This window comes from Streptomyces sp. MAR4 CNX-425 (assembly GCF_048656465.1).
In the GTDB taxonomy this organism is placed as follows: domain Bacteria; phylum Actinomycetota; class Actinomycetes; order Streptomycetales; family Streptomycetaceae; genus Streptomyces.
In genome coordinates this window covers 846829-867049 of the sequence record NZ_JBMDLF010000002.1, presented here as the reverse complement: position 1 = coordinate 867049, position 20221 = coordinate 846829, and the positions used below count along the sequence as shown (strand labels likewise).

Annotated in this window: 14 protein-coding genes and 1 tRNA gene; 9 read left to right on the top strand and 6 right to left on the bottom strand. The window is 71.5% G+C overall.

Going from position 1 to position 20221, the window contains the following annotated elements; translation table 11 throughout:
• Nucleotides 1-259: 259 nt before the first annotated feature.
• The 8 genes from ACHZ99_RS08955 to ACHZ99_RS08920 all read left to right on the top strand — a co-directional run bounded on the left by ACHZ99_RS08955 (nucleotide 260) and on the right by ACHZ99_RS08920 (nucleotide 8301).
• Nucleotides 260-1858 (top strand): UbiA family prenyltransferase, encoded by a 1599-nt coding sequence (locus ACHZ99_RS08955; protein WP_420303864.1) that lies wholly within the window; start codon nucleotides 260-262, stop codon nucleotides 1856-1858.
• On the top strand, nucleotides 1855-2727 hold the full coding sequence (locus tag ACHZ99_RS08950; protein ID WP_420303863.1) for a sugar phosphate isomerase/epimerase family protein: 873 nt from the start codon (nucleotides 1855-1857) through the stop codon (nucleotides 2725-2727). Before ACHZ99_RS08955 ends, ACHZ99_RS08950 begins: the two co-directional genes overlap by 4 nt.
• Before the next feature lie 136 nt (nucleotides 2728-2863).
• Nucleotides 2864-3541, top strand: a complete 678-nt coding sequence (locus ACHZ99_RS08945; protein WP_420303862.1) for an EboA domain-containing protein — start codon at nucleotides 2864-2866, stop codon at nucleotides 3539-3541.
• Nucleotides 3541-4398, top strand: coding sequence for a TatD family hydrolase (locus ACHZ99_RS08940; RefSeq protein WP_420303861.1), 858 nt, complete (start codon nucleotides 3541-3543; stop codon nucleotides 4396-4398). Before ACHZ99_RS08945 ends, ACHZ99_RS08940 begins: the two co-directional genes overlap by 1 nt.
• 3 nt (nucleotides 4399-4401) lie before the next feature.
• Nucleotides 4402-5580 carry a metabolite traffic protein EboE gene (gene eboE / locus ACHZ99_RS08935; protein WP_420303860.1) on the top strand — a complete coding sequence of 393 codons (1179 nt, stop codon included), beginning with the start codon at nucleotides 4402-4404 and terminating at the stop codon, nucleotides 5578-5580.
• On the top strand, nucleotides 5577-6956 hold the full coding sequence (locus ACHZ99_RS08930) for an alkaline phosphatase family protein (protein ID WP_420303859.1): 1380 nt from the start codon (nucleotides 5577-5579) through the stop codon (nucleotides 6954-6956). The genes eboE and ACHZ99_RS08930 overlap by 4 nt, the downstream gene beginning before the upstream one ends.
• 27 nt (nucleotides 6957-6983) lie before the next feature.
• Nucleotides 6984-8075, top strand: a complete 1092-nt coding sequence (locus ACHZ99_RS08925) for a sugar phosphate isomerase/epimerase family protein (protein ID WP_420303858.1) — start codon at nucleotides 6984-6986, stop codon at nucleotides 8073-8075.
• Between the two features lie 142 nt (nucleotides 8076-8217).
• Nucleotides 8218-8301: transfer RNA gene (locus ACHZ99_RS08920), tRNA-Leu, on the top strand.
• A 119-nt stretch (nucleotides 8302-8420) separates the two neighbouring features.
• Here the strand turns inward: ACHZ99_RS08920 and ACHZ99_RS08915 are convergent.
• The 6 genes from ACHZ99_RS08915 to ACHZ99_RS08890 all read right to left on the bottom strand — a co-directional run bounded on the left by ACHZ99_RS08915 (nucleotide 8421) and on the right by ACHZ99_RS08890 (nucleotide 16708).
• Nucleotides 8421-9707 (bottom strand): recombinase family protein, encoded by a 1287-nt coding sequence (locus ACHZ99_RS08915; protein ID WP_420303857.1) that lies wholly within the window; start codon nucleotides 9705-9707, stop codon nucleotides 8421-8423.
• A gap of 822 nt (nucleotides 9708-10529) precedes the next feature.
• On the bottom strand, nucleotides 10530-11315 hold the full coding sequence (locus tag ACHZ99_RS08910; RefSeq protein ID WP_420304026.1) for a carbohydrate ABC transporter permease: 786 nt from the start codon (nucleotides 11313-11315) through the stop codon (nucleotides 10530-10532).
• A 152-nt stretch (nucleotides 11316-11467) separates the two neighbouring features.
• The gene (locus tag ACHZ99_RS08905; RefSeq protein WP_420303856.1) at nucleotides 11468-12367 is read right to left on the bottom strand and encodes a carbohydrate ABC transporter permease; all 900 of its coding nucleotides are present in this window, start codon (nucleotides 12365-12367) and stop codon (nucleotides 11468-11470) included.
• Between the two features lie 167 nt (nucleotides 12368-12534).
• On the bottom strand, nucleotides 12535-13833 hold the full coding sequence (locus tag ACHZ99_RS08900; protein ID WP_420303855.1) for an ABC transporter substrate-binding protein: 1299 nt from the start codon (nucleotides 13831-13833) through the stop codon (nucleotides 12535-12537).
• A gap of 37 nt (nucleotides 13834-13870) precedes the next feature.
• Nucleotides 13871-15610, bottom strand: a complete 1740-nt coding sequence (locus tag ACHZ99_RS08895) for a glycoside hydrolase family 13 protein (RefSeq protein ID WP_420303854.1) — start codon at nucleotides 15608-15610, stop codon at nucleotides 13871-13873.
• A gap of 60 nt (nucleotides 15611-15670) precedes the next feature.
• The gene (locus ACHZ99_RS08890; protein ID WP_420303853.1) at nucleotides 15671-16708 is read right to left on the bottom strand and encodes an ROK family protein; all 1038 of its coding nucleotides are present in this window, start codon (nucleotides 16706-16708) and stop codon (nucleotides 15671-15673) included.
• Between the two features lie 665 nt (nucleotides 16709-17373).
• Here ACHZ99_RS08890 and ACHZ99_RS08885 point away from each other — a divergent pair.
• Nucleotides 17374-20052, top strand: coding sequence for a family 49 glycosyl hydrolase (locus tag ACHZ99_RS08885; protein ID WP_420303852.1), 2679 nt, complete (start codon nucleotides 17374-17376; stop codon nucleotides 20050-20052).
• Nucleotides 20053-20221 lie beyond the last annotated feature (169 nt).

Sequence of the window (20221 nt, the reverse complement as noted above, 5' to 3'; positions counted from 1 at the left end):
GCGGCCGCCGCACGGTACGGGACGCGCCGGAGGCCGCGGCACGGGAGCCCGCCGGCCGGCGACCGGGACACGGCCGGGCGGCACCGGGCAGGCTGCGCGGGTCGCGGGCTTCGCCGCCGCCGCGGTACGGGGCCGGGGGTCGAGGCCGGCGGCGGTCGCCGCGGGCGCCGGGTTGCTCGTGCTGGGCGCGGGCGCCGCGGGCGCGGTCTCGCGGCCGGCACGCGGGCGTACGGCCGGCAGGCCGTCGCCGGTTGCCGCGGTGGCCGCTGGAGTCGGGGTGCTCACGCTGGGGGCCGGTGCCGCCGCACCTCGCCGGCGGGGTACGGGCCGTGGACCGGTCGCCGCCATCGTCGCCGGGGCCGTGCTGGGCGCGGGTGCCGCGGGGGTGGCCGCGCGGGTGCGGCGTGGCGGTGACGCCGCGTCGGCGGGCCGCGGCGGCGCCGGGCCGGTGGGGCGTAGCGCCGCCGCGCCTCCGGGCCGGAGCGACTCCGCGTCCCCGGGCCCCGGCCCGGTCGCCGCCGCCGTGGCCGGGGGAGCGGGGCTGCTCGCCGCCGCCGTGCCCGGCGCCGTGCTGCGCCGGCCCCGTACGGCCGGGCCCAGCGAGCCCGGGGCGCGCAGCGCCCAGGGCCGCCGGCCGGCCCCGTCGAAGGCGGCACGGGTGCGCGCCTGGGTCGAACTGCTCCGGGTCTCCGCGCTGTTCACCGTCCCCGGCGACGCCCTCGCCGGCGCCGCCGCCGCGGGGCTGCGCCCCAACCGCGGCACCGCGCTGGCCATCGGCTCCTCCCTCTGCCTCTACGAGGCGGGCATGGCGCTCAACGACTACGCCGACCGCGACGTCGACGCCGTCGAGCGCCCGCAGCGCCCCCTCCCCTCCGGCCGGATCTCCCCCCGCGCCGCGCTGACCGCCGCCGCCGCCCTGACCGCGGCGGGCCTCGGTCTCGCCGGCGCCGCGGGCCGCCGGCCGCTGGCGCTCGCCACCGCGCTCGCGGGGGCGGTGTGGGCGTACGACCTGAAGCTGAAGAACACCCCCGCGGGCCCGGCCGCGATGGCCGCCGCCCGCACGCTGGACCTGCTCCTCGGCGCGTCGGCGACCGCCGCGGCGGCGGGGAGGAGCATGCCCGCCGCCGGGTGCCGGGCCGCCGGCGGCGGATGCGGCGGGCTCGTGAACGGCGGCCACGGACAACCGGGCTCCGCGGGCGGGATCTCCGTGCCCGCCGGTCCCGCGGGTGCCCCGGCCGCGCCGCCGGCCGCCCGCGCCGGGCTCGTCGGCAGCGGGTACGCACCCGGATCCGTGCGCCACGTGTCCGCCCCCGGTACCGTGCCGCTGCCCGCGCGCACCCCCTCCGCCCGCACCCCGTCCGCCCCGCCGCGCCCGCGCAGCGGGGCCCGCACCGGCCCGGCCGCCGTCGCCGACGGCCCGCTCGCCGCCGCCGTGCTCCTCGGCGTCCACACCTACGCGGTCACCGTCGTCTCGCGCCGCGAGGTGGAGGGCGGGTCGACGGCCGTCCCGCTCGCCGGCCTCGCCGTCACCACCGCCGTCGCCGCCACCCTGCGCGATCCGCAGCCGCCGGCCGGCACCGGCGCACCACCGCCCCGCCCCGGCGGGCCCCGGCTGGCGCTCACCCCCGGCGACCTCCTCGCCGGCGCGTACGCCGCCACCGCCGTCCGCCCGTACCTGCACGCCGCCCTCAACCCCAGCCCGCAGCTCACCCAGCGCGCCGTCGGCGGCGGCATCCGCGCCATGATCCCGCTCCAGTCCGCCCTCGCCGCCCGCGCCGGCGCCCCGGGCAGCGCCGCCGCGCTGCTGGCCCTCGTGCCCGTCGCCCGCCGGCTCGCGAGGAAGGTGAGCCCGACATGACCCGGCTGCGCCTGGCCTACGGCACCAACGGCCTGACCGACCTGCGCCTCACCGACGCCGTCGCGCTCCTCGCCGACCTCGGCTACGACGGCGTCGCGCTCACCCTCGACCACATGCACCTCGACCCGCTCGCCCCCGACCTGCCCGCCCGCACCGCCACCGTGCGGCGGCTGCTGGCCCGGCACGGGCTCGCGGTGACCATCGAGACCGGCGCCCGCTACGTCCTCGACCCGCGCCGCAAGCACCACCCCACGCTCCTCGACCCCGACCCCGAGGCCCGCGCCGTACGCGCCCGGCTGCTGCGCACCGCCGTGAACGTCGCCGCCGAACTGGGCGCGGGCGCCGTGCACTGCTTCAGCGGCACGCGCCCGTACGGGGTGACCGAGCCGGACGCCTGGAAGCGGCTGGGCGCGGAGCTGACCCCGGTGCTCCAGGCCGCGGACGCGGCCGGCGTGCCGCTCGCCATCGAACCGGAGCCCGGCCACCTGCTGTACGACCTCGCCGGGTTCCACCGGCTGCGCGAGGAGCTGGGCGACCCGCCGGCGCTGGCGCTCACCCTCGACATCGGGCACTGCCAGTGCCTGGAGGAGGCGCTGCCCGCCGACTGCGTACGCGCCGCCGCGCCGTGGCTCGCGCACGTGCAGATCGAGGACATGTGCCGGGGGGTGCACGAGCACCTGCCGTTCGGCGAGGGCGAGATCGGCTTCCCGGCGGTGCTCGAAGCGCTGCAGACCACCGGCTACCGGGGCCTGATCAGCGTCGAGCTGCCGCGGCACTCGCACGCCGGGCCCGAGCAGGCGGGGAGCTCCATCCGCTTCCTGCGCGCGGCGGAGGAAGAGGCGCGGGCGAGGGGGGCGGTGCCGTGCTGAGCACCCGCCCGCCGTACGTACCGGCCGCCGCCGCCGCGCGGCCGCCCGGGGTTCGCCGGCCCGCCGGGGCCGTGCGGTATCCCGGTGGCCGCGCGCCCCGCGCATCCGCCCAGACCCGAGTGAAAGGAGCCGCGCAGTGGTGACTCCCCACCCCGACGCACCCGCGTCCACCCCGGCCCCCGCCCCCGCCGCCTCCGCAGCGTCCGCCGGAACGGCCGCCGCCCTGCGCGCGTCCGTCGACGCGGGCCTCGCGCCCGAGGCCCGCGAGTGGCTCGACGCCGCGCTCGCCGACGCCGCCGCCGGCACCCCCGGCCCCAGCGCCGGACTGCTCGCCTGGGAAGCGCACTTCGCCGCCGCCCGCCGCCGCTGCGGCGCCGAGGCCGCCGACGCCGTACGGGTGCTGATCCTGCACGCCGCCCGCGCCGACGAGCAGGTCGCCACCCGCGTCTACGACCGCGGCGACGCCGCCGAACGCCGCGCCGTGCTGCGCGCGCTGCCGCACCTCGGGCTCGGCCCCGGCGCCGTACCGCTGGTCGAGGACGCGCTGCGGACCAACGACACCCGCCTGGTCGCCGCCGCCCTCGGCCCGTACGCCGCCGCGCACCTCGGCGCCCACGCCTGGCGGCAGGCCGTCCTCAAGTGCCTGTTCACCGGCGTCCCCGCGGACGAGATCGCGGGTCTGGCCGAACGCGCCGCCGGCGACGGCGAACTCGCCCGCATGCTCGCCGACTACGCCCGCGAGCGCACCGCCGCCGGCCGCGCCGTACCCGCCGACCTCGACCGGATACTCGACCTCACCCGCAAGGAGGTGTGATGCGCATCTTCGACCCGCACATCCACATGACGTCCCGCACGACCGATGACTACGCCGCCATGTACGACGCGGGCGTGCGCGCGCTCGTCGAGCCCTCCTTCTGGCTGGGGCAGCCCCGCACCTCCCCGGAGAGCTTCTACGACTACTTCGACTCCCTCCTCGGCTGGGAGCCCTTCCGCGCCGCCCAGTACGGCATCGCGCACCACTGCACGCTCGCCCTCAACCCCAAGGAGGCCAACGACCCGCGCCTCCTGCCGGTCCTGGAGCAGCTGCCGCGCTACCTGCTCAAGGACCACGTCGTCGCCGTCGGCGAGATCGGCTACGACTCCATGACCCCGGAGGAGGACCACGCGCTCGCCGCCCAGCTGGAGCTGGCCGCCGACCACGGGCTGCCCGCCATGGTGCACACGCCGCACCGCGACAAGGCCGCCGGCCTCGCCCGCACCCTCGACGTCGTACGCGAGTCCCGGCTGGCGCCCGAGCGCGTCATCCTCGACCACCTCAACGAGACGACGGTGGCCGCCGCGAAGGACAGCGGCTGCTGGGCGGCCTTCTCCATCTACCCCGACACCAAGATGGACGAGGACCGCATGGTCCGCATCCTGCGCGAGTACGGCACCGAGCGGATGCTCGTCAACTCCGCCGCCGACTGGGGCAAGAGCGACCCGCTCAAGACCCGGAAGACCGCCGACGCCATGCTCGCCGCCGGCTTCACCGACGCCGACGTCGACAAGGTGCTGTGGCAGAACCCGGTCGAGTTCTACGGCCAGAGCGGCCGGCTGGAGCTGGAGCCGGAGAAGCCGGAGGCCGGCGGGGCCACGTACGAGGGGAACTCCATCCTCCGAGGGGGCAGCTGAGCCATGCGCTTCCGGCACCCGGACGGCTCCCTCGTCCACCTCGCCTACTGCACCAACGTGCACCCCGCCGAGGACCTCGACGGCGTCATGGCGCAGCTGCGCGACCACGCCGAGCCGGTGCGCCGCCGGCTCGGCCGCGACCGGCTGGGCATCGGCCTGTGGCTCGCGCGCGACGCCGTACGCACCCTCGGCTCCGACCCCGCCGCGCTGCGGCGGCTCAAGAAGGAACTCGACGACCGCGGCCTGGAGGCCGTGACCCTCAACGGGTTCCCGTACCAGGGGTTCGGCGACGAGGTCGTCAAATACCGCGTCTACCGCCCCGACTGGACCGAGCCCGAGCGGCTCGACCACACCGTCGAGCTGGCCCGGCTGCTCGCCGCGCTGCTGCCCGACGACGTCACCGAGGGCACCATCTCCACCCTCCCGCTCGCCTGGCGCACCGACTTCGACGACGCCGCCCGCAAGGCGTCGCTGACGGCGCTGGGCACCCTGGCCGCGCGCCTCGACGCCATCGAGGAGCTGACCGGCCGCTCGGTCCGCGTCGGCCTGGAGCCGGAGCCCGGCTGCACGGTCGAGACCACCGCCGACGCGGTCGCCGCGCTCACCGCGGCGGGCGCGCCGCCCCCCGAGCGCATCGGCGTCTGCGTCGACACCTGCCACCTGGCCACCTCCTTCGAGGACCCGGCCACCGCCATCGCCGGCATCACCGGCGCCGGCCTGCCCATCGTCAAGTCGCAGCTGTCGGCGGCGCTGGTCGCGGACCGGCCGGCGGACCCTGGCGTACGCACCGCGCTCGCCGCCTTCGCGGAGCCCCGGTTCCTGCACCAGACCCGGATCCGCGCCGCGGACGGCTCCGTACGCGCCACCGACGACCTCGACGAGGCCCTGGCCGGCGGCCTCCCCGACGACGGCCCCTGGCGCGCCCACTTCCACGTGCCGCTGCACGCCCCGCTGGAGGCGCCGCTGACGGCGACGACGCCGGTGCTCGAAGAGACGCTGGCGCGCCTCGTCGGCGGCCCCGCGCCGCTGACGCGGCACCTGGAGGTGGAGACGTACACCTGGCAGGCGCTGCCCGCCCGCCTGCGCCCGCGCAGCCGCGCACAGCTCGCCGACGGCATCGCCGCCGAGCTGACCGTGGCCCGCGACCTGCTCACCTCGCTCGGCCTGAAGGAGCTGCCATGACGCCCCCGAAGCGGCTGGTCGTCGTCGACGTCGTCGGCCTCACGCCGCGTCTTCTCGACCACATGCCCCACCTGCGCGCGCTCGCCGAGGCCGGCTCGAACAGCGCGCTGACGCCGCCGCTGCCCGCCGTCACCTGCACCGTGCAGTCGACGCTCCTCACCGGGGAGCCACCCGCGGAGCACGGCATCGTCGCCAACGGCTGGTACTTCCGCGAGCTGGGCGAGGTCTTCCTGTGGCGCCAGCACAACGCGCTCGTCGGCGGCGACAAGCTGTGGGACGCCGCCCGGCGCGCGTACCCCGGCTACACCGTGGCGAACGTCTGCTGGTGGTACGCGATGGGGATGGACACCGACTACATCGTCACCCCGCGCCCCGTCTACTACGCCGACGGCCGCAAGGAGCCCGACTGCTACACCCGGCCGCCGGAGCTGCACGACGAACTGACCGCCGCCTTCGGCACGTTCCCCCTCTTCAACTACTGGGGGCCCACCGCGAGCATCGCCTCCTCGCAGTGGATCATCGACGCCTCGCGGCACATCCTCGACGCGTACAGCCCCGACCTCACCCTCGTCTACCTCCCGCACCTCGACTACGACCTGCAGCGCTACGGCCCCGACGACCCGCGCGCGCACGCCGCCGCGCGCGAACTGGACGACGCCCTGGCGCCGCTGCTGGCGGACGCGCGCGCCGCGGACGCGGAGACGGTGGTGCTGTCGGAGTACGGCATCACGCAGGCGTCGCAGCCCGTGGACGTCAACCGCGCGCTGCGCAAGGCCGGGCTGCTGGAGGTCTACACCCAGGACGGGATGGAATACCTCGACCCGTGGGCGTCGCGCGCCTTCGCGGTCTCCGACCACCAGATCGCCCACGTCTACGTCCGCGACCCCGCCGACATCGAGGCCACCCGGGAGATCCTCACCCGGCTGCCGGGCGTCGCCGACGTGCTCTCCGAGACCGGGAAGAAGGCCCACGGCCTCGACCACCCGCGCGCCGGCGAGCTGGTCGCGGTGGCGGAACCGGAGGCGTGGTTCACGTACTACTACTGGCTCGACGACGACCGTGCCCCGGACTTCGCCCAGCTCGTCGAGATCCACCGCAAACCCGGCTACGACCCCGCCGAGCTGTTCATGGACCCGACCGACCCGTACGTGCGCCTGCGCGCGGTCTCCGCGATCGCCCGCAAGAAGGCCGGGCTGCGCTACCGCCTGGCCGTCGTCCCGCTCGACCCCGCCCCGGTGCGCGGCAGCCACGGCCGCCTCCCGGACGACGAGCGCGACGGCCCGGTGCTCATCACCACCCGCCCCGGAGCGACCTCGGGACCGGTGCCGGCGACCGACGTGAAGTCCCTGCTGCTGTCCCTGGCCGGTCTCGACTAGCTTCATCCGCCGTCAAGGAGCGATGCCATGTCCACCAAGCCCAGCGAAGAACTCGACCACGCCCTGAACAGACGCAGATTCCTCGGCGTCGCCGCCGGCACCACCGCGGCGGCCGTCGCCGGCACCGCGGCCGCCCACAGCGCCGCCGCCCACGGCCACGGCGGGGGTCACGGCGGCGGCCACGGCCCCGGCGGCGGCCACGGCCCCGGCGGCGGCCACGGCCACGGCGGCCGGCCCGCGGTGCCGCGGGGCCGCCTCGGCATCCAGCTGTACACCCTCCGCGACCAGGTCGGCACCGTCGGCTTCGGCAAGGTCTTCGACGCCCTGCAACGGTACGGCTACGACCAGGTCGAGTACGCCGGCTACACCCAGGGCAACGGCCCCCTCACCCTGCCCCAACTGCGCCGCCTCGCCTGCGACCACGGGCTGCGCGCCATCGGCAGCCACGTCTCGTACCACGTCGACGACCCCGCGGGTTACTCCTTCGCCACCAGCCTGGAGCAGGTCCTCGACGACGCCGAGGTCCTCGGCCTGCCGTACGTCGGCACCTGGGACGGCCCGTTCCGCTACGGCAACACGGTCGACGGCGTGAAGCGCGCCGCGGCCGAGTTCAACGAGTACGGCGCGGCCGCCCGGCGCCGGGGCATGCGGTTCTACACCCACAACCACGGCAACGAGTTCGGCTTCTGCACCGACGACCCGACCGTGCGGATCTACGACCTGATGCTCGCCGAGACCGACCCGGACCTGGTGTACCTGGAGATGGACATCTACTGGGCCTACACCGGCGTCCACCGCTTCAGCGTCCGCCCGGACGGCACCCCGGCGCCGTTCGACCCGCTGGACTACGTCACGGCCGACCCGCGCCGCTTCCCGCTGTTCCACGTCAAGGACGGCGAGCACGACGAGGAGTCCCGCGACGGCTACCACATGACCGACGTCGGCGACGGCGACATCGACTACCAGCGCTTCATCGGCACCGTCACCCGCGGCCGGTACCGCAAGTACCACAACTGGCTCGTCGAACGCGACGACGCGGTGGACCCCGCCACGAACCCGGCCGGCTCCTTCACCACCGCCCGCCGCTCCGCCCGCCACCTCCACCGCCTCCGCGCCTGACCCCGCACCCCCGGACCGCCCCGGCGGTCACACACCGGAACCGGAAGCCACGGTCCGTAACCAGAAACCGGTGCGAGTCACCTCCCGATCCTTGGTATCGTTGGGGGTGCCCCGCGGCCCTCTGCCGCGGCATGGCAACCCGGTCCGGGTGGCGGAATGGCAGACGCGCTAGCTTGAGGTGCTAGTGCCCGTAAAGGGCGTGGGGGTTCAAGTCCCCCCTCGGACACATAATTACCCCACGATCATGGTTTCGCAGACAGGTGTCATTGGTACCCGGCTCTCACCTGGAGTGAGGAACGGGTGCACTTTGCTGCTTCCGTCCCTGGCGGTGGAGCGGGGTGCTGGTCAGCCGATACGGATCCTTTCTCCCGTCGCGGTGCCGGCGGTCAGGATTTGGTCCGCCGGGTCGTAGGTCAGGGTCACGTTCTCGGCCCGCAGCCGGGAGGCTGCCGCTTCGGGATCGGCCGGCTCGGTGTCTGGGGCGAGGCGGAGCAGCAGGGCGGGCAGGCGGGCCAGGACGCGGTCCTCGCTGAGGTAGGCGTTGCGGGTCCGCCCGGGGCTGGGGCCGGTGGCGCTGGTGCGGCCGTGCCGGCAGCGGTAGGCCGGGCGGTCGTGGGACCAGCAGGAGTCCATCCGCCGCCCGCACACCCCGCAGTGCAGCAGCCCGGCAAGGAGAGAGGTGCGTCCCGGCGCGGTGGTCCTAGCTCGCATACCCTGTACCGCGACGAAGTCGGCCTCGCCGACCAGAGCCGGATGGGCCTGTTCGCGGGAGATGATCCAGTCCTGCGGCGGGTTCCAGCGGGCGATGCCGCGGTGCCCGAGGGCGGTGTTGGCCGGGTCGATCAGCTCCTGGTCGGTGCGCTGGCGGTTCCAGACCTGCCGGCCGGTGTAGCGGGGGTTGGCCAGGATCGCGCCCACCGCGGTCAGCGTCCAGCGACCGCCGCTGCGGTGCGGGTTGCGGTCCGGGTCGGCGGCCGATGGACACGGCACCGCCGCGTCGTTGAGGGCGCGGGCGATACGCGCGGTGCTCTTGCCCGACCGGCGTTGCGCGAACATCCAGGAGACCACCGGCGCGGTGGTGGGATCGGCCTCCAGGCGCTGCGCGCGGGCGCCACGGCGCGCCCAGGCCCGGTTCGGATGCGGCCCGGCATCGGCGAGCCGGTAGCCGTAGGGCGGCCGGCCGCCGAGATACCGTCCCTGCTCGCGGGCCTGGACGGTCATCGCGGTCCGGGCACGCAGCCGGGCGCGGGCGATCTCCCGCTTGGACAGGATGCCCAGCAGGATCATCAACTCCTCATGCCCGGCCAGGCTCGGGTCGACCGGGCCGCCCAACTCGGGCAGCCACAACCGCACTTCGTGATGCTCGAACAGCGGGGCCATCGCGGCGAACTGACTGCCGTAGAAGGCCCGCTCGCTGGAGCCGATCACCACCGCGTCGAAGTCCCGGTCCGGGTCCCCCAGCGCGTCGATCAGCCGGGCGGCTTCGGGGCGGCGGGGCCAGGGCAGCACCCGGCTGTGTCCGACGTCGAAGAACTTGGCGGTGACCCGCCCGTGCCCGGCGACCAGCGCCTGCGCACGCAGCAGATGCCAGCCCCGGGAAGTCTCCGGGTCCTGGAAGTCCTCCGTCGACACCCGCCCGTAAAACGCGCAAACCGCAATCCGCCCGGTGTCGGCGACTCGGATGCCCGGCTGCTGACCCATGTGCCCAGGCGCCATAGTCCCCAGGTGCGTCGAAAAGCGGCAACGTGCCCGACGAAGCCATGTCGAACCTCCCTGCCAGGGCTACCCGGCCAGGCCAGGGGGATCGGAATGCTCGGGTACGCCATTGCGGCCGTCGCACGCGCAGCCGTCGAAGGGAACCGGAAGCCACTCGTTCGGGTGGAGGGGTATTGACAAGCCCGCACCAGCGACTCTTTGGATCCGTGATGGCGCGCACTCCGGGGCCATGATGCGAACTCTCACGCCTGTTGCCCGTGGGCCGAGGTGTTCCGGTCATGCGGTGTCACCTTCGGGCACGGCCCGGGCTTCCGAGGGTCCGATCGAGTGCGTCTTCCCCCTGGGTGAGTTCGTTCCATCCGTCCGGTTCAGCGAGGTGGCCGTTCTCCACGACGGCAATCCGGTCGGCTCAGCGGATGATGGCGGGCGGTGTGCGATGACGCCGGTGGCGGCGGCCCACGCTGTCGAGGCCGTCGGGCTGAGCCATGTTGCGGTCGTGTTGCGGGGTTCGGCAGCGTGGTGGAGGGCCACGGGGCGGGGCGTCCTTACCCGCGCCGCCCCGCGGCCGTCTGGGGGTGACTCGTCTGACGACAAGCGGACGGGTGAGTCCAGTGCTCGGTGTAGGAGGTCCGCGGGACGTGGTGCTCGACCGGCGGTTCGGGGTGGGCGCATGAGGCGGGTCGGGTTGCGTGCTCGTACAGTCTGCGGGCCCGTGGCTCTCCTTGGTGGCCTGGGCGGTTACTTCACTGCGCCTGCGGTGACTCCGCGGGTGAGGGTGCGCTGGAAGATGAGGAAGAAGATCACCATTGGCAGGACGCCGAGGAGTGCGGCGGCGCTGAGGGCGGTGGGGTCGGAGGTGTACTGGCCCTGCATCGCCGCCAGGCCGAGTGGCACGGTGTGGTTGTCGTTGGAGATGAGCAGCACGAGCGGTAGGAGGAATTCGTTCCAGCTCCAGACGAAGAAGAAGACGCACATCACCGAGAGCGTCGGCCAGCTCATCGGAAGCACGATGCGCCACAGGATGGTCCAGCGGCCGGCGCCGTCGATGGCCGCGGCTTCGATCAGTTCGCGGGGGAAGCCGGTGAAGACCGAGGAGAGCAGGTAGGTGCCGAAGGCGCTGTAGAGCACGCCGGTGAAGAGGGTGTAGCCGAGCTTGCCGTCGTACAGGCCGACTTCCTTGAACAGGTAGTAGACGGGGTAGATAAGCCCTTCCTGCGGCAGCACGTTGGCGCCGAGGAAGAAGACGAGGAACGCGGTGCGCCAGCGGATGCGGCCGATGCCCAGGGCGTAGGCGTTGAACAGGGCGAGCAGCACGGCGACGACCATGACGCCAAGGCTGATCTGGAGGCTGTTGACGAGTTTCTGGGTGAAGTCGACGCGCTCCCAGACGTCGCCGAGGATGTCGAAGTTCCACTCCTGCGGCCAGGATAGGGGGCCGTGGGAGCGGTAGTCGGAGCTGGTTTTGAACGAGTTGACGAGGATGACCAGCAGCGGGGCGAGGAAGACGGCGACCAGGGCGGTCATGCCGACGACGACGGCCCAGGAGGCGGGGGTGCGGCGGGTGGCGTTGGCCCGGGCGCCTTTCCCGCGGCGGCGCCGCGGTGGCCGGGCGTCGGTGGCGGGTGGGGTGGGCGCCGCAGGGTTTCCGGTGCCTGCGGGGGTGTCGGTGGCGTGCGTCATGCTCGTCCGTCCTCCCGGGCCTGGCGGGTCAGGAACGAGGCGGCGATGACCAGTACCAGCAGCGTCATGGTGCTGGAGATGGCGGAGCCGTAGCCGACCTCGGCGCGCTCGAAGAAGTTCTGGTAGGCGAAGTAGGAGGGGACGAGGGTGTGGTTGCCGGGCCCGCCACCGGTGAGGACGTAGATCTGGCCGAAGACCTTCAGGCCGGCGATGATGGTGGTCACCAGGACCACGTAGATCTCGGGGCGCAGCAGCGGGATGGTGATCATGCGGAATCGTTGCCACCAGGAGGCGCCGTCGAGGTCGGCCGCCTCGTACAGCTCCGGGTTGATGCGCTGCAGGCCGGAGAGGAACAGCACCAGGGGGTAGCCGAGCTGCATCCAGACCAGCACGGCGAGCACGCTCCACAGCGCGAGGTCGGGGTCGCCGAGCCAGTTGCGGGCCAGCGAGTTGAGGCCGAGGTTCTCCAGGACGCCGTTGAGCGCGCCCTCGGGCGCCAGGATCCAGCCCCACAGGAGGCCGGTGACGGCGACCGGGATGACCTGGGGGAGGTAGAGCCCGGAGCGCAGGACGCTGACCATGCCGTCGCCGTGCTTCTTGCCGACGTAGTCGAAGAGCACCGCGGAGATCAGCAGCCCGAGGGCGGTGGGCAGGAGGGCCATGCCGACGACGATGAAGCCGATGTTGCGGAACGAGGCCCAGAAGTCGGAGTCCTCCAGCAGCCGGCTGTAGTTGTCCACGCCGGTGAACTCGGGGCTGCCGATGCCGTTCCATTCGGTGAAGCTGTAGCCGAAGGTCATCGCCAGCGGGACGACGAGGAACACCAGGCACAGCAGTGTGCCGGGGACGAGGTAGGGGAGGTAGCCCGCGGAGTGCGGGCGGTGCTTCGGTTTCAACGTGGCTCCTTGCTCCTTGCACCTTGCACCGGTACGGGTGGCAGCGGCGGTCGGGCGGGCGGCTGGGTGGCGGGTTGCGCGCCACCCAGCCGTTCTCCCTCCCCTAGGAAGCGCGGCCGGCCGTCCCCGGCGAAGGCGACCGGGGGTCGCTCCGGCCGACCGCGCGGCTATCGGCGCGCGGCGGCTTCCTTCTCGTACGGGCCGGCGAGTTCGTCGAGCACGCTGCTCGGGTCGGATCCGTTGATGAGGTTCTGGGTGGCGGCGACGAAGGTGTCGTAGTAGCCGACGGCAGGCCAGTCGGGGTAGAAAGCCAGCGCCTCATCGTTCTGCAGGGCGGTGAAGGCGTCGATGACCTCGGCCGACTTGTCGTTGCTGATGCTCTCGGGCTTCGCGGCGACCGGCACGTTGCCCTCGTTGCCGATCATGGTCTGGATCTTCTCGGACATGGTGATGTCGATGAAGTCGTACGCCAAGTCCTTGTTGCCGGCGCGCTCGGGGACGACCCACATGTTGCCGCCGGATCCCAGGGCCAGTTCACTGCCCGGATAGCGGGCGGTCGACCACTCGAAGTCCTTGACATCCGCGGTCAGCCCGCCAAACCACCAGTTGCCGCCGACCATGATCGGACGCTTGCCCGAGACGAACTGCTCGGTCATATCGGCGCCCTTGAGGCTGACGTCGTCCTTGTCGAAGTAGCCCTTGTCCAGCCACTCCTCGTACTTCTCGACGGCGTAGGTCCACTCGGGGCCGTGGAAGTCGATCTCGCCGTCGAAGAACTGGTAGTCCTGCACCCACTGCTGGTCGGCCTTCTGCAGGGCGAGCAGGTACAACCAGTGCGACGCGGGGTGGTCGTTGCCGGCGTTGGCCAGCGGGGTGACGCCGGCGTCCATGAAGTCCGCCAGCGCCTGCTCGAAGCTCGCGAAGTCGGTGGGTACCTCGACGTCGTGCTTCTCGAAGAGGTCCTGGTTGTAGTAGGCGAGGACGAACTCGCCGTAGTTCGGCACGCCGTACCAGGCGTCGCCGTTCATATGGCCCTCGTCGTCGTAGCGGGCGGTGGCTGACACCCCCTGGCTGATGTCGTACGCCCACCCGCGTTCCTTGGCAACCGTCGTCAGATCGGTGAGCAGGCCCTGCTTGGCGGCCAGCCCGGCGGTGGCGTCGCCCTTGTTGTACTCCAGTACGTCGGGCGCCTCGTTGGAGTTGAGGACCATGTTCCCGCTCTGCTGGATCTGCTCGAAGGTCTTGTGCTCGAACTCGACCTTCACGTCCGGATGGGTCTTCTTGAACTCCTTGATCGCGGCGGCCCACGCCTTGCCGAGGGCGCCGTCCTGCTCCTCGTAGTGCCAGATCTTCAGCGTGTCGGCGTCCCCGCCGGAGTCCGAGCCGCCGCAGGCGGCGAGCGGCAGGACCAGGGCGAGGGAGGCGGCCGCCAGTGCGGTGCGCGGGATTCTGCGGATGCCGGTCATGTGCGTTTCCTCGTTCTCCGGAGGTGCGGGTTTCGGGTCAGTGGCGCCGGGTGCGTCGGTGGACGCGGGCTTCCCAAGGATGGAGCGTGTGGCGGTGGGCCAGCGGGCCGGCGTCGGGAACGTTGGCGAGGATCACCTCGGTGCCGGCCCAGCCTTCGGGCACGGTCAGGGGCGTCACCTTGCCGGCCCAGTTGGCCAGGACCAGCAGTTCCGTGCCGGTGGACCGGTGGTGGCGGGTGAACGCGTAGATCGTCTCGTCGTGCGGCAGGAGCATGTGGAAGACGCCGTCGACGATGGCCGGCTCGGTCTTCCGCAGGGCGATCAGACGCCGGTAGTAGTGGAAGACGGAGTCAGGCTCTGCAAGCTGGGTCTCGGCGTTGATACGGGTGTGGTCGGGATTGACGGCGATCCACGGGGTCCCGGTGGTGAAGCCGGCGTGCTCGCTCGCGTCCCACTGCATGGGCGTGCGGGCGTTGTCCCGGCTGCGGGCGCGCAGCGCCGCCAGCACGTCGTCCGGGTCGGCTCCGCGGCGGGTGCGGTCGATGAAGTGGTTGAGCGATTCGATGTCGCGGTAGTCGTCGAGGGTGGTGAACGGGGCGTTAGCCATGCCCAGTTCCTCGCCCTGGTAGACGTATGGGGTGCCGTGGTGCAGGTGCAGGACGGTCGCCAGCAGCGTGACCGAGCGGGCGCGGTGCTCGGGGCTGTCGTCGCCGTAGCGGGAGACGACCCGCGGCTGGTCGTGGTTGTTCCAGTACAGGCTGTTCCAGCCGGTCCGGGCGAGCCCGGTCTGCCAGCGGCCGAGGCTGGCTTTGAGGTCGGTGAGCTTCAGCGGCCGGGGGTCGAACTTGCCTCCCGGGCCGTGGTCGAGGCCGACGTGCTCGAACTGGAAGACCATATCCAGCTCCCGGCGGGCCGGGTCGGTGAACTTCCGTGCCTGTTCAACGGTGACACCGGGCATCTCGCCCACGGTCAGTAGCCGGCCGGCGTAGTCGGCGAAGACCTCGCGGTGCATCTCGGCCATGAACTCGTGGATGCGGGGGCCGCAGACGTAGTGCGGGCGGCCGTCGCCGAAGGTGCTGCCTTGCGGTACCTGTCCGTCGGGGAGCGCGGGGTCTTTGGATATGAGGTTGATGACGTCCATGCGGAAGCCGTCCGCACCGCGCTCGAGCCACCAGCGCATCATGCGGTACACAGCCTGTCTGACCTTGGGGTTCTCCCAGTTCAGATCCGGTTGCTTGCGGGAGAACGTGTGCAGGTAGTACTCGCCGCTCCCCTCGTCGTAGGTCCATGCGGGGCCGGAGAACCAGGACTCCCAGTTGTTCGGCTCCGCACCGGGCGTGCCGGGCTCCATGCCCGGGCGGGCCGGGCGCCACCAGTACCAGTCGCGCTGGGGCCCGCCAGGCCCGTCGCGCCGGGAAGCGGCGAACCACGGGTGTTCGTCGGAGGTGTGGTTGACCACCAAGTCCATGATCAGCTTCATGCCGCGGTCGTGGACGGCGGCCAGGAGCTTGTCGAAGTCCTCCAGGCTTCCGAAGAGCGGGTCAACGTCCTGGTAGTCGCTGATGTCGTAGCCGTTGTCGTCGTGGGGGGAGGGATAGACGGGCGAGAGCCACAGCACGTCGACGCCGAGTTCGGCGAGGTAGTCCAGGCGTGCGGTGATGCCGGGCAGGTCACCGATGCCGTCCCCGTCCGAGTCGGCGAAGCTGCGCGGGTAGATCTGGTAGACCACCGCGTCCTTCCACCAGGACCGGGCAGGACTCATCTCGTTTTCGGGCACGTCGCAGACCTCGTTGGTGAAGGTGATGTCGGGTGGGGAGGAAGGGCGGGGCGAAGCTGTTCAGGTGACGGGGGTGGTGACGGCTTCCCGGATGACCAGGCAGGCCGCTCCGCGCGCCCACAGGTCGTGGTGTACGGGATCGACGTGGATGTCGCAGTCGTCGGCGGCGTCGGAGAAGGTGTGCGCCTGGAGCGCGGTGGTCATGGCGTCGCCGAAGAGGTCGTAGGCGACCGCGCCCTCACCGGCGATGATGATCTTTTCGAGGTTGAGCAGGTTGCACAGGCCGGCGAGCCCGCGGCCCAGCGCCGCGCCGGCTTCGGCGAAGGCGGCGCGGGCGACGGCTCGGCCGGAGGCGCCGCCCTCACGGGCGAGGCGCATGGCGGCGGCGATGTCGGGGCCGTCGACGCCTGCGTCACGGATACTGCGCAGCACCGCCCGGTCACCGGCCAGCGACTCCAGGCAGCCGCGGCGGCCGCAGCTGCACATCGGACCGGCCGGGTCGAGCGGCAGGTGGCCGAGCTCACCGGCCATACCGCTGGCACCGGAGTACAGCGTGCCGTCCAGCAGCAGCCCGCAGCCGATACCGGGGCCGACGGTGACGACCGCGAAGGAGTCGACCTCCCGGCCGGCGCCGAACCACCGCTCGGCCACCACCAGGGTGTTGACATCGTTGTTGACCACCACCGGCAGCCCGGTCGCCTGGGCCAACGGCCCCGCGACGTCCACTTTCTGCCAGTCCAGCAGCGCGGAATAGCGGCAGACACCGGCGGCGGAGTCGATGTGGCCGCTGACGCCGACGCCGACGCCCAGCACCCGGTCCGCCGCGCGCGGCACCTCGTCGAGGAGCCGCTCGGTAAGGGAGGCAGCAGCGGCCAGCGCGGTCTGGGGAGCGCAGTCCGAAAGCGGCTCCTCCGCACGGGCCAGGACGTTGGCCGCCAGGTCGGTGACCACGCCCGACAGCACCGTCGGCCCGATCTTGATGCCGACCACGGTGTGCCGCTCGGCGTTGACCCGCAGCATCCGCTGCGGTCGGCCGCGGCCCTGCGGGGCGGATTCCGTCTCGTGCAGGTAGTCGTGCTCCAGCAGCGGCGGCAGCATCCGCGTGACGCTGGAAGGCGCCAGATCCAGGCGTTGAGCCAGGCCGGTGCGAGAGATCGGCCCTGCGGTCAGCACCGTCGCAAAGATCTCCGCGCGTGTCTGGTCGCCGATGAGATGCGACAACGAGATCCGTGGAGCGTTCATTGCCTTCGTCTCCGTCCACCGTGGGGTCGAGCCGGTGCCGGGCCAGTTGCCAGCAACCTTCGGATGGCCTGGAGTCTGACCTCGCACTATTTGATGCGTCAAGCAAAAAAACGTGACGTTACGCAACCGTGATCCAGGTCGTGTGCCGCCTTCGGTGAGAAGGGAGATCCGCCGCGAGGGTGCGGCTGCTTTGCGGCATATTTCCGGACGAAGTCGACATTCAACCGCGGTTGAACGTCAAGTCTCGTGGTTGGCGGCGGTGGTCGTCGAGGAAACCGCAAGAGATCTTGTTAACTTCCTAGACACAAGAATCTACGAGTGCAACTCTCTGTCTCGGCCCAACTCTTGCTCGCGATGCTGCAGCACAGCAAGAAAAAAGGTGCCCCCTGCTGCAACAGGGGGCACCCACAAGACCGCTTCCCGAGTCCGGATGCGGTCTCTTCACCCGCCTGCGAGACGCAGGCGCAGATCTGGAGCCGACATGCAGCTACGACAACGACTCCGTCCGGCCTACGCGCACGATGGCAGCGGGCAGTTCCCAGGATACGGACGCGGACGGCCGGTCCGGGGCCGGTTGGCCACCTCCGTGCCGGTCACCCCCTTCGGCGCGGGTCTCCTCGCCGGCGGCACCGGCGTCGCCGCCAACGCCCCGGTCACCCTGTCCACCACCGGACAGAAGAGGTCTCCCACTGGCGGGGTCCTGCCGCTGCGCCGCCGGCCCGCACCACCGACGTAAGCGCAAGCCGTCGCGCCGATGCCGCGGTGGCCGACGCGGCCGCAGGGCATGCGCCCGGCCGGCCACCAGTGACCTCGGCACATCCACCGACAAGCAGTGCTTCCCGTACGTCTCAGGAGAGGACATCAGCATGCCCACAGCCGCATGGAAACGCCTGGCGGCGGCCGCCGTCGGTCTGGCGCTAGCCCTGGCCTGGGCCATCGTGCCGACCAGCACGACGACCGCGGCCGCAACGCCGATGAACCGCCCCGCCGCCGACGCCCGGACCGCATCCGCGGCTGAGCCGAGGACCGCGGACAGCGCCGAGCTGACAACGTGGTGGCACGACAACCACGAGTTCAACACCACCAGCCCGGTAGCGAACGACAAAGTGCGTCGGTCGTCGTTCTACGACGTGAAGGTCGCCACCGCGGCGGCCCCGACAGCTCGGTACGACTCGTTCGCCTACATGAGCATTCCACGCAGCGGCAAGGGGAAGATCGGCTACACCAAGGAGGACGGTGCCGAGTTCTCCTCCGCGGCGAACCTCACCATGAGCTGGTCGTCCTTCCAGTACTCCACCGATGTGTGGGTCGATGTCTCGCTGCGCACCGACCAGACGATCTCCTCGGCCGGCCAGGTCAGGATCAAGCCCAGCAGCCTGGACTTCCCCAAGGAACTCGTCGACAGCAAGACCGTGCGTGTCAAGGTGCCCTACGACGCCAAGGGCTACCGGTTCTCCGTCGAGTTCGATCCGCAGCTGTACACGGCGTACAACGACATGTCGGGCCCGGCGAACGACGCTGGCAAGCTGACCACGCAGGGCGGCGGCGGCAACCGGGCCATCCACACCGAACCCCGCAACTCCATGATGATCTTCGCCGAACCGACTCCGACCGGCGCGGAGAAGGACCGGCTGATCCCCACGGCGGCCTCAGGCAGCATCCACTACCCGCAGCAGGGCGAGGTCACCCACCTCAACACGATCAGCGAGGAGATCGTGTACTTCCGGCCCGGCACCTACCACATGACCTCGAAGTACCACGCCCTGCTGCCCAAGCAGGTCAAGTGGGTCTACCTCGCCCCCGGCGCGTATGTGAAGGGCGCCATCCGGTTCCCCGACGACAGCCAGGGCCTGTACAAGTTGACCGGCTACGGAGTGCTCTCCGGCGAGCAGTATGTCTACGAGGCGGACACCAACAACAACTACGACCATCTCAGTGGCGCCTCCAACTGCCACGCCTCGTGCGTGAAGATGCTCCAGTTCCAGTCCTCGGACCGCCAGCAGTACCTCGACCTGCAGGGCGTGACCATCAACGAGCCGCCGTACCACTCGTTCGTCACGTATGGGAACGAACAGACCTTCCAGATGCGGGTCGACAACTACAAGCAGGTCGGAGCCTGGTATTGGCAGACCGACGGTATCGAGCTCTACCGCGGCAGCACCATGAAGAACACGTTCTTCAACGCCAACGATGACGTGCTGAAGATGTACCACAGCGACGTGACCATCGATAACACCGTCGTCTGGAAGAACGAGAACGGTCCCGTCGTCCAATGGGGCTGGACCCCACGAAACATCAACAACGTGCGGGTGAGCAACACCCAGATCATCCACAACCGCATGTACTGGAAGGACGTGAAGTACAACACCTGCATCCTCAACTCCTCCTCCCACTGGGAGGACATGGGATCGACCACCAAGGCGGATCCCAACGCCTGGGTCAAGAACATGACCTTCGAGAACATCACAGTCGAGGGCAGGACAAATTGCGCGATCCGTGTCTTCGCTCTCTCCAGCACCGAGAACATTCACGTCAAGAACCTCAATATCGACGCGTGGAACGAACTCGACCCCAGCTCCCAGGTCAGTCTGCTCAAGCGTCACAGCAACTCCAGCGGCCAGAAGGTCACCCTCGGCAACGAGACTCGTGACAGCCGCGGGCTGAAGCTGGAGAACTACACCGTCGGTGGCACGGTCATCCAGAAGTCCGGAGACAACTGGGCGGCGGACAAGCTGGGCAGGATCGGCTTCGACGCTGAGACCTGGGACAACTGGAACGCCTGGGGCGCGGGGGGCAGCAACCCGGATCCTGACCCTCCGGCGGGGAGTCGGATTGTCAATGCCAACGGCAAGTGTGCCGAGGCTGCCGGCGGCCAGAGCGTCAACGGCACCCCGGCGGAGCTCGCCAACTGCACCGAGGCCGACCGCGGGGCCTGGACGCTGGCGGGCACCGAGCTGCGCGTGCTGGGCAAGTGCCTCGATGTTGTCGGCGGTCACACCGCCAACGGCACCGGGGCCCACCTGTGGGACTGCGGCGGCTGGGACAGCCAGAAGTGGGCGTTCCAGCCCAACGGCACCCTCAAACACCTGAAGTCCGGCCGCTGCCTGGACATCGAGCACCAGAGCACCGACGACGGCGCCGCCCTGCACCTATGGGACTGCGGCACCTGGAACAGCCAGAAGTGGTCACTGACCACCTGAGCTAACCCCCGGAGGGCGCCGCCGCCCCAACCAGTGGCGGCGCCCGCCTGGCCACCGCTTCAGCTGACCCTTCTGACAGAAACGCGAGACCACGACAGCACCCGCTCCGCCGGTCCGCTCCGACGCAGCCGCACAGTCGCCGACCCGCACACACGCTGACCCCGGAGTG